This window comes from Nonomuraea lactucae (genome assembly GCF_003313395.1).
Taxonomy (GTDB): domain Bacteria; phylum Actinomycetota; class Actinomycetes; order Streptosporangiales; family Streptosporangiaceae; genus Nonomuraea; species Nonomuraea lactucae.
Genome location: NZ_QNFZ01001055.1, coordinates 13,006 through 28,303 on the forward strand (window position 1 = coordinate 13,006; position 15,298 = coordinate 28,303).

Genomic DNA, 15,298 nt, shown 5'->3' on the forward strand with positions numbered 1-15,298 from the left:
CGTGGCGAGGTGCTCGTGCTGCTGCGGCTCGTCCACCGCGGCGGTCGCGTCAGTCCAGCCAGGTGGACATCGCGTTGATCACTTCGCTGCCGTCCAGGTCCGCGAGGGAGAGGCCGGCCGCGGCCGCGGCGGCCGCCGAGGACTGCCAGCGGAAGCGGGGCGCGCCGGTCGTCGCCGCCTCGATGACGACTGCCGCCGCCTCCCGAGCGGATTGCGCGCTCGCCATGGCGTCACCGGTGAACCGGACGACGGAGTCCGCCAGGTCCCGGTAGGGGTCGTCAGGCTTGGAGAGCGCCGCGACGTCCGCGTTCTCGACGACGTTCGTCGCGACGAACGCCGGCTCGACCACGCTGACCACGATCCCGAATCGGGCGGCGACCGGCGCGAGGGATTGCATCAGACCTTCAAGGGCGAATTTCGAGGCGCTGAACGCATCGAAGAACGGCTGGCCCGCGACTCCGCTGATGCTGGTCACGCTGATGATTCGGCCGCCACCCGCCTCACGCATGGACGGCAGTACGTGGCGCGTGAGCGCGGCGGCTCCCAAGAGGTTGACGTCGAGCTGCCGTTGCAGAGCGGCGTCGTCGATCTGCTCCAGCGTGCCCGCGACACATCTGCCGGCGTTGTTGATGAGAATGCCGATGGGCCCCAAATCGGCGGCGACCTCGTCGAGACACCGACGGGCGGCATCCCGGTCGGTGACGTCCAGCCGCCGCACCGTCAGGTCGACACCCTGGTCGGCGGCCTCGGCCAGCAGGCCGCCGGCCCGGGTGGTGTCCCGCATCGTCGCCACGACCCGGACGCCTTCGCGGGCCAGGCCCACGGCGGTGTGCATACCGATCCCGCTGGAAGTCCCCGTCACGACCGCGACTTTCCCGTTGGCCACGTCAATCTCCTCCTTGAACCCGCCCGGACGGCGGGACGCACGGCAAACCTAGGTGGGCCGGCACGGCGCATGCTTGTACCTTGGCGTCATCCCGGTAGAAGATCAGCGACGAGGTGGGCCGAGAATCAATGAGCAGCACAGACCGGACGGGGGCCGACGGGTTGCGCGGCACGTTCTCCTTGGACGGCGCGGCCCTGGGCGGCGCGCAGCCCGTCTTCGAGGAGTTCCGGCATGGGTGGGAGACCGAGATAGGCGCGGCTTTCCCCCTGCCGACCTTCGGCTGGGCCACGACCGGTGACCTGCGGGGCAAGGTCCGGGCCTCCAAGGTGCAGGACGCGGTGATCACAGATCTCCGCGTCGGGTCGATCATCCGCACCGTGGGAGCCCATGACGACCTCAACGACCAGGTACGGATGTACGTGATGCGGCGCGGCGCCTGGAACCTGGCCCTGCCGCGCGACCGCAGCGAGATCACCGTCGCGACCGGGCAGTTCATCCTCCGGCACAACGGCCGGCCGTCGAACTTCGAGGTGGCGCCAGGCACGACGGCGAGAGTGCTGGTCCTGCCCGCCTCCCTCAGACCGCTGATCGGCGACCGGCACATCGCCGGGCCGGCCGGCTCGGCCGAGGTCCGCGTGCTCATGGCTCACGCGAACATGGTCCACGCGACGCTGAACGACCTCACCCCGGCGGGCGTGCGGGCCGCCCGCGACGCCCTGATCGAGCTGGCCAAGGGGGTGCTGAGACAGCAGGTCGACGGCGCCGAGCCGCTGCTGGCGCCCGCTCTGGCCCAGGCCGCGAAGGACCTCGCGGACAGCCACCTCGCCGATCCCGGCCTCTCTCCCACGATGCTGGCCCGCGAGCTGAATGTGTCCGTACGGACGTTGCAGCGGGCGTTCGCCTCGGCCGAGGAGTCCGTGTCCGCCTACATCCGCCGCAGGCGGCTGGAGCAGGCCCGGCTCGACCTGACCGCGCTGTCCGTCCGGCCGGTCATCACCGAACTCGCCGCCCGCTGGCAGTTCGCGGACAGCAGCCACTTCATCCGAGCCTTCAAGAGACAGTACGGTCAAACGCCCGCCGAGTACGGCCGCGCGAACCGGCAGATCGAGCGCGGCTCGTAGTAGGGGAGACTGGGGGAGCCAGGCTATTTCAGCGCCGCGGCCCCGAATGAGACGCTGAATCGCCTGCACCAGATGGTCACGCTCTTGAGCGAGGTCAGGTCCGCGTCGGCCGGGATGGCGTAGTTGGCGTTGCCCTTGTTGCCCTTGAGGTGGCCAAGTTCCAGGTGACGTCCGTCGTCGAGGTTGAACCAATTCCCGGTGACCGGCTGGTCGCTCAGCCAGACTCGCAGGTCGGGGCCGTCCGAGGTGTTGAGGTTCTCCAAGCGCAGTACGCGCGAGCCGTTCGGCAGCCTCAGCACTCTCGCGGTGCCCGTGGTCTCGTGCTCGTGGGTGACGAACGTGCCCGAGGCGAGTTGCTCGTTCTGCTTCACGGGTGCGCCGGCCGGCGGTTCGGACGGGGAGAGCGGGGCGCCCGCCTGCTCCTTCGGAGCCGACGAGACCGCGGGCGGTGGCTCGTCCACCGCGACGGTCGTGAACAGCCGCCACGGCTGGAACAGGTACATCGCGAACGCGAAGGCCACCACGCCCAGGCCGAGGACGGCCAACGTGACCGGATGCCTGAAGAGCTTCATGCTTCAAGGGCACCACGTCAGCCGCCGGTCAGCTCTTACGTAGCGGTTACGGTGCGTACCACCCTGCGTGACATCAGGGTTTCAGGTCGCCCGCCCAGATCGCGGGGGTGCGGTCGGACCAGGGGTGGGCTCGTTCCAGCTGGCCGGCGAGGCGGAAGAGGGTGTCCTCACGCCCGTACGCGGCGGCGAACTGGAATCCGATCGGCAGTCCGCTGCCCGGGTCGGTCTCTAGGGGGACGGACATGGCCGGTATCCCGGCGACGTTGCTGGGTGCGGTGAACGGGGACCATCCCAGGATCCGGTCCAGCCAGCCCAGGCCGTCCAGCGATTCGATGTCCTCGTCGTACGTGCCCAGCGGTACGGCGGGCTCCGGGGTCGTCGGGGTCAGGAGCAGGTCGTAGCGCGTGAAGCAGGCGCTCAGGCCGCGGGTCACCCGATTGCGCGCCCCGAGGGCGATGACCAGGTCGGCTCCGCTGACGCGCTGCCCGTAGGCGTAGCACGCCAGCGTCCACGGCTCGAGGGTGGTGGCGTCGATGGGACGGTCGAAGGCGGCCGCCAGGGCGTCGATCTGCACTGCGAGGTTCGCGTTCCAGATCCGGGCGTTGGCCAGGACGAACTCCTCCCAGCTGACTCCCAGGCCGACCTGGGCCTCCTCGACCTTGTGCCCGAGTTCCTCGCACAGCCGCGTGACGCGGGAGAGGGCGTCGGCCACGGCGGGCGCGGTGCGGTGTCCTCCCCAGGCGTGGGTGAGCACTCCGATCCGCAAGGTGCCGGGGTCGCGGGTGACCTCGGCGCTGTAGGGTCGCTCCGGCTCGGGGGCGTAGTAGGGGTCGCCGGGCTCCCCGCCGCTGATGTGGTCCAGCAGGGCGGCGCTGTCTCGCACCGACCGGCTGACGCCCCCTTGGACGGCCAGTCCGTGGAAGACCTCGTCGGCGTCCGGACCGAGGGAGACCCGGCCACGGGTCGGCTTCAGTCCGAACAGCCCGTTGTAGGAGGCGGGGAGCCGGATCGAGCCGGCCGCGTCCGTGGCGTGGGCCAGCGGAACGATCCCGGCCGCCACGGCGGCTGCCGCGCCGCCGCTGGAGCCGCCGGCGCTGCGGTCGGAGTCCCAGGGGTTGCGGGTGGGCCCGTACAGCACGGGTTCGGTCGTGGTGCTGGCCGCCAGCTCGGGTGTGGTCGTGCGCCCGAGCGTCACCAGTCCGGCCCGGCGGAAGCGTCGCATGAGGAAGGAGTCCGCGGCGCTGACGTTGCCCCGGGCGAGGCGGCTGCCCAATTCCATCCGCTTGCCGGCCATGGCCACCCCGATGTCCTTGATCAGGAACGGGACCCCGGCCAGTGAGCCGCCGTCCTGGCGCTCCCCGCCGGCGGGGACCTCGCGCTCCGGCTCGGCCGCCCAGGTCTCCACGACGGCGTTGACCGCCGGGTTGACCGCCTCCACCGCGCGCAGTGCCGTCGAGGACAGTTCGCGGCCGCTGATCTCGCCGCGGGCGACCAGCTGGGCCAGCCCGACGGCGTCGAATGTCACGTACTCCGAAAGCTTCATCCTCACTCCTTACTCACGATTGATGATGGTGCCGAGGCCGTCGGCCCCGACCGTGACGGAGGACTCGTCCAGCACCTCACGTCGCAGCGGCTGCGTGACGCCGTCCAGGTCCAGCACGGGGACGGCCTCCTTGTACCAGGACTCGATGACCGCGTTGCCCCAGAAGTCGCGGCGGCGGTCGTCGTGCACGTTCCAGCGGTAGGTCTCGTGGTCCGGGTCGCCGGTGTAGTAGTCGGAGGTGTATATCTCGACGCGGTGCCCGTCCGGGTCACGCAGATAGACGTAGAAGGCGTTGGAGACGCCATGCCTGCCCGGGCCGCGCTCGATGAACCCCTCCTCGTGCAGCGCGCCGAAGATGTCGGCGGTGCGCAGCACCTGGTGTGACTCGTGGGTGGCCATCCCCAGGTGATGCAGCCTCGGTCCGGCGCCCGCGGTGAAGGCGACGTCGTGGACGGTCTGCTTGCGGTACATCCAGGCGGCGTACATCTCGTGCTCGTCGCCTTCGATGGTCTCCGAGCACCCGAAGCCGAGCGAGCTGTAGTGCCGGTAGGCGGCGGGGATGTCCGGCACCACGATGTTGAAGTGGTCCAGGCGCGCGATCTCGGCGCCGCGGTGGAGGTCGTAGCGCTGGATGAGGCGTTCACCCCGCTCGATGTCGTGGAAGAACTCGACGGGGAAGCCCAGGGGGTCGACCACGCGGACCGCGTCGCCGATGCCGCGGGTCCCTCTCCCCGCCGGGACACGACGGGTGGAACGGCCGAGTGCGGTGAAGAACTCCTCCGCCCGGCCCACGTCCTCGGGGGTGCGGACCCGGTAGGCGATGTGCTGCAGGGCGGCGGTCTCGCCCTCGCGCAGCACCAGGGAGTGGTGGGTGAGCTCGTCGGTGCCACGCAGGTAGAGCGAACGCTCATCCTCGTACTGGACGAACAGGCCGAGCATGTCCACCCAGAACCACCGGGCCCTGGCCAGGTCGGTGACCACGAGCTGGGCGTAGGCGGACCGGATGACATCGGGCGGGGGGCCCGCGGGGGACATGGAACTCCTGGAACTCATGACGGCGGCTCCTCCTGGAGGGGCGTGCCCGGGCGAGGGGCGGACGGGTGGGTCAGACGCCGAATCGGGGAGTGCGCACCTCGCCCAGCGCCACGTGCACGATCTTGGATTCGGTGTAGAAGTCGATGCTGTGCGCTCCGCCCTCGCGGCCCAGGCCGCTGGCCTTCACGCCGCCGAACGGTGTGCGCAGATCGCGGACGTTGTGGGAGTTGATCCAGACCATGCCGGACTCGACGGCGTGGGCGATGCGGTGGCCGCGCTTGAGATCGCTGGTCCACACGTACGCGGCCAGGCCGTACTGGGTGGCGTTGGCCAGTTCGACCGCCTCGGCCTCGTCGTCGAAGGGGGCGACGGCCACGACGGGGCCGAAGATCTCCTCCTGGAATATCCGGGCGCCGGGCGCGACATCGGCGAAGACGGTCGGCTGGAGATAGTTGCCCTCGGGAAGCTGACCGGGTCGGGACCCGCCGGCGACCAACCGCGCCTCCTTCCGTCCTGTCTCGACGTAGTCGAGCACCCGCGCATAGTGCTCCGGGTGGACGAGGGCGCCGACTTCCGTGACCGGGTCGGCGGGCGGCCCCACCTTGACCTTTTCGGCGCGTTCGGCCAGGCGGCGGGTGAACTCCTGATACAGCGGCCGCTCGACCAGGACCCGGGAGCCGGCGGTGCAACGCTCTCCGTTGAGCGAGAACACGCCGAAGAGCACCGAGTCCAGCGCGGCCTCCACGTCCGCGTCCGCGAAGACGACGACCGGGGACTTTCCCCCCAGCTCCATGGAGAGCTTCTTGAGGTGCCGCGCCGAGCTGCGGACGATGTGGCGTCCGGTGTCGGTGGAGCCGGTGAAGGAGATGAGCGGCACGTGCGGATGGTCGACCAGCGCCTGTCCCGCCTCTTCACCGATGCCGTGGACGATGTTGACCACGCCCGCCGGCACCGCGGCCTCATCCATGATCTTCGGCCACAGGGAAGCCGACAGAGGTGTCCATTCGGCCGGCTTGATCACGACTGTGCAGCCCGCGGCGAGCGCCGGGGCCAGCTTCCAGCTCTCCAGCATGAACGGGGTGTTCCACGGTGTGATCAGGCCGGCGACTCCCACAGGGCGGCGCACCACGTAGTTGATCTGCTGGTCGCCCACCCGGTAGGCGTCCTCGCCCAGGGCCACGATGACGTCGGCGAAGTAGCGGAAGTTCTCGGCGGCACGACGGGCCTGGCCGCGGGCCTGGGTGATGGGCAGCCCGGAGTCGAAGGACTCCAACGCGGCCAGGCGCTCAGCACGGGACTCGACGGCGTCGGCGATGCGGTGCAGGATGCGGGCACGCTCACGATTGCCCAGGGCGGACCAGGCCGGGAACGCGGCCGTGGCGGCGCGCACGGCCCGATCCACCTCGTGCGCGCCGCCGGCTGCCGCGGTGGTGTAGGTGCTGTTGGAGACGGGGTCTGCCACGTCGAAGGTACGGCCGTCCGCGCTGGCGACGAGCTCGCCCGCGATCCAGTGGCGGATCTCGTCAGGCACTCCGGCCGGAGGGGGCCAGGTGGTGGACATCGGACTCCTCCTCTTCTCAGATCTGTCCGGTGAGGTCGCCGCCCTGGGCGAGCAGCGCCCGGATGCGGGTGAGACCCTTTTCGGTGGGCGGGGTCAGCGGCGGGCGGACGTGGCCGGAGGCGATGCGGCCCTGCCGGTGCAGCACCCACTTGGCGGGGGCGGGGTTGGTTTCCACGAACAGCAGGTCCACCAGCGGGTGCAGGCGGTAGTGCAGGTCGCGGGCGCCTTCGTGGTCGCCCTTGTCCCAGAGCTCGTACATCCGGGCCACGGTGCTCGGAGCCAGGTTGGCCACGGCACTGACGAACCCGGCGCCCCCGAGTGCCAGCAGCGGCAGGCAGAGCAGCTCGATCCCCGACCACACCAGCAGGTCCCGGCCGCAGGCGTGCAGCACGCGGGAGAAGTGCTCGAAGTCCTTGGTGGTCTCCTTGATGCCGACGACGTTGTCGAAGTCGCGGAAGAGCCGCTGGACGGTCTCGGGGGAGACGTCCACGGCGGTGCGCGACGGCACGTTGTAGATGACCAGCGGCAGATCGGGGAACTCCCGGGCCACGGCGGCATACCACTTGTAGAGCGCCTCCTGCGTGGGGCGCGCGTAGTACGGGGTGATGACCAGCGCGGCGTCCGCGCCCAGGTCCCGCGCCGCCGCGGTGAGCTCCAGAGTCTCCTCCAGCTTGTGCGAGCCGGTCCCGGGCAGGAAGGGGGCCCGGTCGGCGATCTCCGCGGCGGCGGTGCGCATCGCGGCGATGCGCTCGGCGACCGACTGGGCGCTCGGCTCTCCGGTCGAGCCGCCGAGCGAGATGCCGTGCGATCCGGACTCCAGCTGCCAGCGGACCAGCGCCCTGAGACTGTCGTGGTCCACTGCGCCGTCGTCGGTGAACGGGGTGACCACCGGGGCGATGGACCCCCGGATCTCGGATGGGTTGCTGCGAAATTTCATGACTTGTCTCCATCGGGTCGAGGGGCACGGCTGCTGAGCCACCGCTGGTACGGCTCGTGCCAGCGCGGGGAGAGGGGGTAGAGGCCGTCGATGCTCTGGCCGGCGAGCACCTGTTCGGTGATGAAACGCTCCTGAGTCTCCTGCTCGACGCAGTCGGCGATCAGCTCCTCGGCCATGCCGGGCGGAACGATCACCACCCCGTCGGCGTCACCGACGACGATGTCGCCGGGCTGCACCAGGGCGCCGCCGCAGGCGACCGGGACACCGGTCTCCCAGGGCAGATGACGGCGTCCGAGCACCGACGGGTGTTCGGCCGCGTAGTAGACCGGCAGGTCGAGCGCGGCGACGGCGGCGCTGTCGCGCAACCCGCCGTCGGTGACGACACCGGCCGCGCCGCGCCGTAGGGCGCGCAGTGCCAGGATGTCGCCGATGGTGCCCGCGCCGGGTTCGCCTCGTGCGTCCATCACCAGGACCTGGCCCGGCGCCAGCTCCTCCACGGCGCGCTTCTGGGCGTTCATGCCGCCGCCGTAACGGGCGAAGAGGTCCTCGCGCAGAGGCAGATAGCGCAGGGTGTGGGCGACTCCGACCATCTTGTCGGCGGGCCGGGTCGGGCGCACGCCGTCGACGCTCATGTTCGGCAGACCCCTTTTGCGGAGTTGCGCGCTGAGGGTCGCCACGGCGACCGAGCGCAGGCCGTCCTCGACGCGCTCGCCGAGCGGCGGCTGCGACCGTCCGGCATCGCCCCAGGCCGCGGCCCGCTCGGCGCCGTCCACCTGGGGCATGGCTCCCCACGGCTCCAGGTCGTGTCCTGCCTCCGTGACGGGGTTGCGCAGCCGCCCGGTGCTCAGGCCGCCGCCGGCGACCTCCACCTCGACGACGTCACCGGGAGCGACCACCGAGGCGCCGGCCGGAGTGCCGGTCAGGATCACGTCCCCAGGTTCCAGGGTCACCAGCCGGGACAGGTCCGCGATCAGGTCCGCGAAAGGGAAGAGCAGGTCCTCGGTGCTGTCCTCCTGCACCCGTTCACCGTTGACCCAGGTGCGCAGGCGCAGCGCGGCCGGGTCGAGGGAGCGGGCGTCGAGCAGCCGGGGGCCGATGGGGGTGAAGCCGTCGGCCCCCTTGGACCGGAGGTTGGAGCCGCGGTCGGCGTGGCGCAGGTCGTACACGCCGGCGTCGTTGGCCGCGGTGACCCAGCGCACATGGCTCCAGCCGCGCTCGGGAGGGACACGCCGCGCACGGCCGCCGATGACCAGGGCGATCTCTCCCTCGAACGCCATCAGTTCGCAGCCGCGCGGCCGGACGAGCGGCTGCCCCGTGCCCGCGAGCGAGGACGGCGGTTTGAGGAAGTACGAAGGATGGGAAGGCAGCCGCCCGCGTTCCCTGGCGCGGCTGGGATAGTTGAGGTGGACCGCGATGATCTTCGATGGCGGGCCGCCCAGCGGGTGTGTCATCACGAGGCCCGGTCGAGGAACGCCTGGACCTTCGCCCGGTACGGCTCGCGGTCGTAGGAGTTGACGTAGGCGCCGGCCATCCGCACCGGGTCACCGAAGAAGTAGTACTCGTACAGCGCCTGGCGGCTGGAGAAGGCGGAGACGCACGTGTCCCACACCAGCCGGAACAGCTTGACGCGCTCCTCGCCGCTCAGGGTCGCCGACTGCAGGTAGCTGTGGATGTCGCCGGCCGCCGGGCCGAAGACGTCGGCCTCGGTGGGGGTGGCCATCAGGCCGGAGGCGCCGAGTTTGCGCAGGATCTGCGGGAAGCGCTGGTAGAGCTTGGGATACAGGTTGCGGGCGGTGTTCAGCGGCACCCAGGCGGGGGTGAGCACGCCGTACTCGTTGACCTCGGCGTCCGCCTCCGCCGCGCGCAGGAAGGCCCGGAGCGTCTCCAGCGTCGAGATCACCTCGGCGACGTCCTCCTGGACGTGCTGGAACTGCTCGATGGCGATGGCCTCGGTGAGCAGCGACACCAGCCCGAGGATGTACTCGGTCTTGGCGGCGGTACGGGTGACGACCTGGTGGGTCATGTGCGCGGTGGCCGAGGTGCGGGTGTAGAAGCCGTTGCAGAGCTCCGCGTCCCCCAGGACGAAGCACCGCTCGTACGGCACGTGCACGTCGTCGAAGACGACGACCGCGTCGGACTCGTCGAAGCGGGAGCCGAGCGGGTGGTCGTGGCGCGGCCGGTCGTAGTCCAGCGGCTCACGGGCGATGTAGCGCAGGCCCTTGGCGTCGTTGGGGACGGCGAACGCGTACGAGTAGGGCTTGTCCTCGGGCGTGCCGCGCAGCACGGTCGAGGGAAAGACCAGCATCTCGTCGGCGAACGGCGCGATGGTGGCGAGCATCCGCGCGCCCCGGATCACCACCCCGTTGTCGTCCTCCTTGACGATACGGGCCGCCAGCTTCCCCCCGCCCTGCTGCGTTCCGGCCACGGCCCGGTTGACCTGCGGCGGTATCAGGGTGTGGGTGCACAGCAGGTCCTCTTCCCGGACCTTCTCGACGTAGCGGCGGATGTTCTCCCCGAAGGCGGGATCGGACTGGGCGAACCAGTCGGCCGCCGAGGCGAGCGACATCAGCGAGCTGTTCATGTAGTCGCCGGTGCGGCCGAGCATGCCCATGCTGTGGTCGGCCCACACCTTGAACGCTTCGCGGCGCTTGACCAGGTCCTGCGGGGTCCGCGGGGTGAGGAAGGCGGTGCCCACCGGTTCACCGGACGTGGGGGACGGGTGGGTCAGGACGTCTCGGTGTTCGGGCGCGTGCTGCAGGTCGTAGAGCTCGGCGTAGCTGCGGACCACGTTCCGGAAGGCGGGGTGATCCTGGATACCGCCGACCAGGGTCTCGCCCTGGATGTGCACGGTGGGACGGGAGCCGGACAGACGATCGAGGAATTCCTTGCCGGTACGGGCGGCCATGGTCGTTCTCCTTGCGGGCTGGTCAGAAGGCTTCGCGACAGGGAAGGTCGGTCGGGTACGCGGGCCGGACGGCGGCCGGACGGGGATGTCAGTTCAGGACCTCGATGCCTTCCGCGGTCTCCACGGCGGTGCCGAAACGGCTCCAGGCGTAGGTCAGGGCATCGCCGTCGCGGTGGCCGAGCCCGGTGACCCGGCCGAGGACGAGGGTGTGGTCGCCGCCGTCGTAGGAGCGCCACGGTTCGCACTCCACCCAGGCGAGCGGATTCGCCAGGCGGGGGACCCGGGTTCCGGGCGCCCAGCGCGGCTCGGTGAGCCCCGTCGCCCCGGCGAACAGCCGGGCAAGGCTCTCCTGCTCGGCCCCCAGGATGTTCACGCAGAACGGGCCGCCGATCAGTGTGTCGTGGCAGCGCGCCCGCCGGGCGACGCTGATCAGGACCAGTGGGGGATCCGCCGAAGCGGCGGTGAAGGAGTTCATCGTGACGCCGCGGGGGCCGTCGACTCCCGTGAACGTCACCACCGTCACGCCGGTGGCGAACCGCGACATGCACGCGCGCAGAGCCCCCGGGCTGGGCGGTGTGGCCTGCTGGGCTTCAGGGACGAGTGTGTGGGACATGACGTGTGACTCCCCTTCACAACGGCGGTGGCGGAGGCGGGGGGCGTCCGGCGCATCACGGACGATCAATTAATCAAACCTTTGATTAATGGCACGCTACCTCACCACAGCCCCCGTGTGAACCCCGGGACGTCCGCGTCGGCGACTACGGCCCCACCGGCGGCCAACTAGACTCCGGATGTGTCCCAGGAGCAGCCCGACGGCGAAGATCTCGATTTCTGGTCCTTCATCGACTACGCCATCGAGCGCACGGTCCGGCAGCTGCCCGAGGTGGACCCGCTCGCGATGCGCCTGGTGTTCACTCTCCACCGCGCCGCGAACATGATCGTTTATGATCTGGAGTCCAGCGTCCACCGGCCGCGCGGCTGGTCCTGGGCCGGATTCAGGGTGCTGTTCGTCATCTGGCTCGCGGGTCCGCTGGAGGCCAAGAGAGTCGCCGAGCTGTCCGGGATGAGCCGGGCCGCCGTCTCCGCCCTCGTCGCCACCCTTGAGCGGGAGGGCCTGGTCACCAAGAGGCGCGACCCGCGCGACCGGCGGGCGGTCCTGCTCGGCCTGACCGGGCACGGCACGCAGGCCATCGCCGAGGCGTTCCAGGTCCACAACGCGCGCGAACAGGCCTGGGCCGCCACCCTCGACGAGGACGAACGCGCCACCCTGATCTCCCTGCTGGAGAAGCTGACCTCCCACTCGGTCCGTATCGACGCCCGCCACCGCCTCTGACGGGTGGTTCGAGCCGGGGGGTTCACAACCCGGAGGCGGCGGCGTACAGTCTGCGTTTAATCAAAGCATTGATTACTTCTGCTGTGGTCATCCCCGCAGCCGCCTGCGCCGTCGACTCCGACATTGCGCGCGTCCGAGACCCGGCAGAACTCCCGCCCCCCTGGCCAACACCAAACGGAGCACGCGATGGACTCCACCGAACAGAGGCTCGAACCCAACGAAGGCCCGCCCAACGCGGCGGCGGCCACCACCTCCCCCGAAGACGCCGCCCACATCCTGGCACGGCTGGAACGGCTCGACGTGTGGTCGCTCTCCGCCATGTTCATCGGCATCATCGGCACAGGCTCGCTGTTCATCCTGTACGACATCTTCGACATCAACGTCGCCTTCGTGCAGGCCTGCACGCAGATCGTGGAACGATGCACCCCGCAGACGGCCGTGGACCACCTCGGCCCACCCGTGCTCTACCACCTGGTCGGCTACGGGATCGGAACCCTCATCCTGAGCCCGCTCTCGGACCGGACCGGACGCCGGCACATGCTCATGATCACCATGCTCATCACAGGAGTGGGCTCCGTCTACTCCGCGATGGCCATGGACATGACCAACCTGAACCTGTCCCGGTTCATCACCGGCATCGGAGTCGGCGCCGACATCGCCGTCATGAACGTCTACATCAACGAAGTCGCCCCCCGGCGTGGCCGCGCCAAGTACACCTCGCTGATCTTCACGATGTCCGCGGTCGGCGCCCTCGTCGGCATCTGGCTCGGCCTGCTGCTCACCACCCCGGCCGCCCCTTGGCCGCACGGCCTGCCCTTCGCCCTGGCCTCCTCCGCCTTCACCAGCGGCTGGCGATGGATGTTCGCCATAGGAGGCGCGCTGGCGGTCATCGCCGTCGTCTGCCGCTTCGAGTTGCCGGAGTCACCACGCTGGCTGCTGCTGCGCGGCAGGATCGCCGAAGCCGACCGCGTCGTCACCGCCATGGAGAGCCGCGCCGCCCGGAAGGGGCCTCTCGCCGAACCGCAGCCCCTGACCGTCAGCTCCGCCGCCGACACGACGGGCTCCTACCTGGCGTTGCTCCGCGACTCCCGCTACCGGCTGCGAATCCCCGGACTCCTGCTGACCATGCTCCTCGGGTGCGTCGTCCTCTACACCTACGCCGGTGGTTTCACCGCCGTACTCAGCGCCCAGAACTACTCACCGGCCGAGGCCGGCATGATCGGCGCCATCGGAACCCTCGGCTTCGTGGCGACCGGGGTCTTCACCTACTTGTACGTGGAGAGACTCGAACGCCAGCAGTGGGTGTGGATCGCCGCCGCGCTCAACCTGGTCGGCGGAGTCATCATCGCCCTGTCCGGCGGAAACCTCCTCCTGGCCAGCCTCGGCGCGATCGTGCTCTTCTTCGGCTTCAACATCTGGGTCTCCCCGATGTACGCGCTGACGGCCGAGAGCTTCCCCACGCGCAACCGCACCACCGGCTACGCCCTGGTGGACGGCATCGGCCACGCGGGCGCAGGGGCGGCGCTCTTCCTCGTCGTGCCCGTACTCCCGCACGTGTCGTTGCTCGGCGTGTTCGCCATCATCAGCGGGTTCCTCCTCCTCGCCGCGGTCGCCGTACAGTTCACAGTGCGCACGCGCAACCGGAGTCTGGAAGACATCTCTCCCTGATCCGGCGATCCGCCTCCCGCTCCGGGGGCTTCCTGCCGGCGCACGGCACGAAGCCCCCTCCCCGTCCCAACAGCTCCTGACCGGGAGGTACCGCGGCGATGGACTCCGGCCCCCTGACCCTCACGACCGCTGTCACCCGCCTGCGCCAGGGCACCCTGACCAGCCGGACACTCACCGAGGACCTGCTGCGGGAGGCCGAACGGCACGCCGGACTCGGGGCGTTCATCACCCTCGACCACGAGCGCGCACTCAGCGCGGCCCGGGCAGCGGACCGCACGCCGGGCACCGGCCTTCTCCACGGCGTGCCGATCGTGGTCAAGGACAACATCCACGTCGCCGGCCTGCCGAACACCGCGGGGACACCGGCACTCGCCGGCTTCGTCCCCGACGCCGACGCCCCGGTGGTGGGCCGCCTGCGGTCCGCGGGCGCGTTCGTCATCGGCAAGACCGGCATGCACGAGCTGTCGTTCGGGGCCACCAGCGCGGGCTCCGCGTCCGGGCCGGTCCGCAACGCCCACGAGCCCGGATGCTTCGCAGGCGGCAGCAGCGGCGGAACGGCGGTCGCCGTGGCCTATGGCGCCCTCGCCGGGCTGGGGACCGACACCGGAGGCTCGGTGCGCATCCCGGCCGCGCTCAACGGAGTCTGCGGCCTGCGCCCCACCCCAGGACGCTACCCCGCCGGCGCGGTGACCCCGCTCTCGTCCACCAGAGACGTCGTCGGGCCCATCGCCCGCACCGTCGCCGACATCGGTCTGCTGGACGCGGTGCTGGCCGGCACGGACACGGGACTCGCCGTCATGGTGCCGCACCGGCTGCGACTCGGTGTGCCCGGCGGCTACTTCACCCGGTGGCTCGGTGCCGAGACGGCCGAAGCGTTCCAGGGCGCCCTGGACAGGCTGCGCGCGCACGGCGTCACGCTGGTCGACGTCCAGCTGCCGGATTTCGAGGCGGTCGAGAGAGAGATCGGCTTCCCCATCACGCTGTACGAGGCACGCCGGGAGCTGACCGCCTACCTCGCCAGGTACGTGCCGTCGACAAGCCTCGCCGACCTCGCCGACAGGATCATCGACCCGGCTGTCCGGCGCGCGTTCATCGACATGGTGGTGCAAGGCGCTCCCAGGGCCATTGCGGAGGAGCACTACCAGGCGGCCCTGACGAACGGACGCGCCTGGCTGCGCGCCTCCTATCACGATGCGTTCCACACGCACGGCATCGACGCGCTCGTCTTCCCGACCACGCCTCGCTGTGCGGCGGCACTCGGGGACGCCGCCGGCCTCGTCGACGTCGGCGGCGAACCGTTGCCGGCCTTCGAGGCCTTCATCCGCAACACGGGTCCCGGCAGCCTCGCCGGGCTGCCCGGACTGACCGTGCCGATTCCACGGGCGTCGGGCGGGCTCCCCGTGGGGCTCGCCCTGGACGGCTGGGTACTCACCGACCGCTCGCTCCTGGCGGTGGGCGCGCAGGTGCAGAAGCTGCTCGCGTCATAAAAGGCTGCCTCAACCGAGTTACTTGGCTAGCCACGTAATTTGTGTTAGCTTTACGTGGCCAGCCACATAAAGCTCTGGAGGCTTCGATGACCACACATCTGTGGAACCCCGTGACCGTGGGTGACATCCGTCTGGAACACCGGCTCGCGATGGCTCCGATGACGCGGAACCGATCCACCCCTGAGGGGGTGCCGACCGAGTTGAACGCCGAGTACTACGCTCAGCGGGCGTCGATGGGGCTGATCATCAC

The 15,298-nt window shown here is 70.3% G+C and carries 14 protein-coding genes; 5 read left to right on the forward strand and 9 right to left on the reverse strand.

Annotated elements, in window-relative coordinates:
* Nucleotides 1-49: 49 nt before the first annotated feature.
* Nucleotides 50-886 carry an SDR family NAD(P)-dependent oxidoreductase gene (locus DQW85_RS41140; RefSeq protein WP_338043454.1) on the reverse strand — a complete coding sequence of 279 codons (837 nt, stop codon included), beginning with the start codon at nucleotides 884-886 and terminating at the stop codon, nucleotides 50-52.
* A gap of 128 nt (nucleotides 887-1,014) precedes the next feature.
* On the opposite strand from DQW85_RS41140, the gene DQW85_RS41145 reads away from it, so the two are divergent.
* Nucleotides 1,015-2,007 (forward strand): helix-turn-helix domain-containing protein, encoded by a 993-nt coding sequence (locus DQW85_RS41145; protein WP_113705149.1) that lies wholly within the window; start codon nucleotides 1,015-1,017, stop codon nucleotides 2,005-2,007.
* Nucleotides 2,008-2,030: 23 nt separating this feature from the next.
* Here DQW85_RS41145 and DQW85_RS41150 read toward each other — a convergent pair whose 3' ends face one another.
* From DQW85_RS41150 to DQW85_RS41185, 8 genes are all read right to left on the reverse strand, one after another.
* Entirely contained in the window at nucleotides 2,031-2,579 is a 549-nt protein-coding gene (locus DQW85_RS41150; RefSeq protein ID WP_205315801.1) for a DM13 domain-containing protein, read from the reverse strand.
* A gap of 73 nt (nucleotides 2,580-2,652) precedes the next feature.
* Nucleotides 2,653-4,122: an amidase gene (locus tag DQW85_RS41155; protein WP_113705150.1), complete on the reverse strand. Its 1,470-nt coding sequence runs from the start codon at nucleotides 4,120-4,122 to the stop codon at nucleotides 2,653-2,655.
* A 9-nt stretch (nucleotides 4,123-4,131) separates the two neighbouring features.
* Nucleotides 4,132-5,175 carry a 3,4-dihydroxyphenylacetate 2,3-dioxygenase gene (gene hpaD, locus DQW85_RS41160; RefSeq protein ID WP_113705151.1) on the reverse strand — a complete coding sequence of 348 codons (1,044 nt, stop codon included), beginning with the start codon at nucleotides 5,173-5,175 and terminating at the stop codon, nucleotides 4,132-4,134.
* Nucleotides 5,176-5,227: 52 nt separating this feature from the next.
* Nucleotides 5,228-6,718, reverse strand: a complete 1,491-nt coding sequence (gene hpaE / locus DQW85_RS41165) for a 5-carboxymethyl-2-hydroxymuconate semialdehyde dehydrogenase (protein WP_113705152.1) — start codon at nucleotides 6,716-6,718, stop codon at nucleotides 5,228-5,230.
* A gap of 16 nt (nucleotides 6,719-6,734) precedes the next feature.
* On the reverse strand, nucleotides 6,735-7,655 hold the full coding sequence (gene dapA, locus DQW85_RS41170; protein ID WP_113705153.1) for a 4-hydroxy-tetrahydrodipicolinate synthase: 921 nt from the start codon (nucleotides 7,653-7,655) through the stop codon (nucleotides 6,735-6,737).
* Nucleotides 7,652-9,106, reverse strand: a complete 1,455-nt coding sequence (locus DQW85_RS41175) for a fumarylacetoacetate hydrolase family protein (RefSeq protein ID WP_113705154.1) — start codon at nucleotides 9,104-9,106, stop codon at nucleotides 7,652-7,654. Before DQW85_RS41175 ends, dapA begins: the two co-directional genes overlap by 4 nt.
* Nucleotides 9,106-10,560 (reverse strand): 4-hydroxyphenylacetate 3-monooxygenase, oxygenase component, encoded by a 1,455-nt coding sequence (gene hpaB, locus DQW85_RS41180; protein WP_113705155.1) that lies wholly within the window; start codon nucleotides 10,558-10,560, stop codon nucleotides 9,106-9,108. The genes DQW85_RS41175 and hpaB overlap by 1 nt, the downstream gene beginning before the upstream one ends.
* Before the next feature lie 88 nt (nucleotides 10,561-10,648).
* Nucleotides 10,649-11,173: a flavin reductase family protein gene (locus tag DQW85_RS41185; protein WP_113705156.1), complete on the reverse strand. Its 525-nt coding sequence runs from the start codon at nucleotides 11,171-11,173 to the stop codon at nucleotides 10,649-10,651.
* A gap of 180 nt (nucleotides 11,174-11,353) precedes the next feature.
* Here DQW85_RS41185 and DQW85_RS41190 point away from each other — a divergent pair, with 180 nt between their 5' ends.
* The 4 genes from DQW85_RS41190 to DQW85_RS47835 all read left to right on the forward strand — a co-directional run.
* A complete protein-coding gene (locus DQW85_RS41190) occupies nucleotides 11,354-11,893 on the forward strand; it encodes a MarR family winged helix-turn-helix transcriptional regulator (protein WP_162795785.1) in 540 nt (179 codons plus the stop codon).
* 186 nt (nucleotides 11,894-12,079) lie between these two features.
* Nucleotides 12,080-13,561: an MFS transporter gene (locus DQW85_RS41195; protein WP_113705157.1), complete on the forward strand. Its 1,482-nt coding sequence runs from the start codon at nucleotides 12,080-12,082 to the stop codon at nucleotides 13,559-13,561.
* A 98-nt stretch (nucleotides 13,562-13,659) separates the two neighbouring features.
* Nucleotides 13,660-15,048, forward strand: a complete 1,389-nt coding sequence (locus tag DQW85_RS41200) for an amidase family protein (RefSeq protein ID WP_113705158.1) — start codon at nucleotides 13,660-13,662, stop codon at nucleotides 15,046-15,048.
* Between the two features lie 86 nt (nucleotides 15,049-15,134).
* The coding region (locus tag DQW85_RS47835) for an oxidoreductase (RefSeq protein ID WP_476703628.1) at nucleotides 15,135-15,298 on the forward strand (164 nt) is incomplete at its 3' end.

Bases quoted from the DNA above. Each gene is read 5' to 3' on its own strand.
- DQW85_RS41145 (WP_113705149.1), top strand. From the start codon at position 1,015: ATGAGCAGCACAGACCGGACGGGGGCCGACGGGTTGCGCGGCACGTTC.
- DQW85_RS41150 (WP_205315801.1), bottom strand. From the start codon at position 2,579: ATGAAGCTCTTCAGGCATCCGGTCACGTTGGCCGTCCTCGGCCTGGGC.
- DQW85_RS41155 (WP_113705150.1), bottom strand. From the start codon at position 4,122: ATGAAGCTTTCGGAGTACGTGACATTCGACGCCGTCGGGCTGGCCCAG.
- hpaD (WP_113705151.1), bottom strand. From the start codon at position 5,175: ATGAGTTCCAGGAGTTCCATGTCCCCCGCGGGCCCCCCGCCCGATGTC.
- hpaE (WP_113705152.1), bottom strand. From the start codon at position 6,718: ATGTCCACCACCTGGCCCCCTCCGGCCGGAGTGCCTGACGAGATCCGC.
- dapA (WP_113705153.1), bottom strand. From the start codon at position 7,655: ATGAAATTTCGCAGCAACCCATCCGAGATCCGGGGGTCCATCGCCCCG.
- DQW85_RS41175 (WP_113705154.1), bottom strand. From the start codon at position 9,106: ATGACACACCCGCTGGGCGGCCCGCCATCGAAGATCATCGCGGTCCAC.
- hpaB (WP_113705155.1), bottom strand. From the start codon at position 10,560: ATGGCCGCCCGTACCGGCAAGGAATTCCTCGATCGTCTGTCCGGCTCC.
- DQW85_RS41185 (WP_113705156.1), bottom strand. From the start codon at position 11,173: ATGTCCCACACACTCGTCCCTGAAGCCCAGCAGGCCACACCGCCCAGC.
- DQW85_RS41195 (WP_113705157.1), top strand. From the start codon at position 12,080: ATGGACTCCACCGAACAGAGGCTCGAACCCAACGAAGGCCCGCCCAAC.
- DQW85_RS41200 (WP_113705158.1), top strand. From the start codon at position 13,660: ATGGACTCCGGCCCCCTGACCCTCACGACCGCTGTCACCCGCCTGCGC.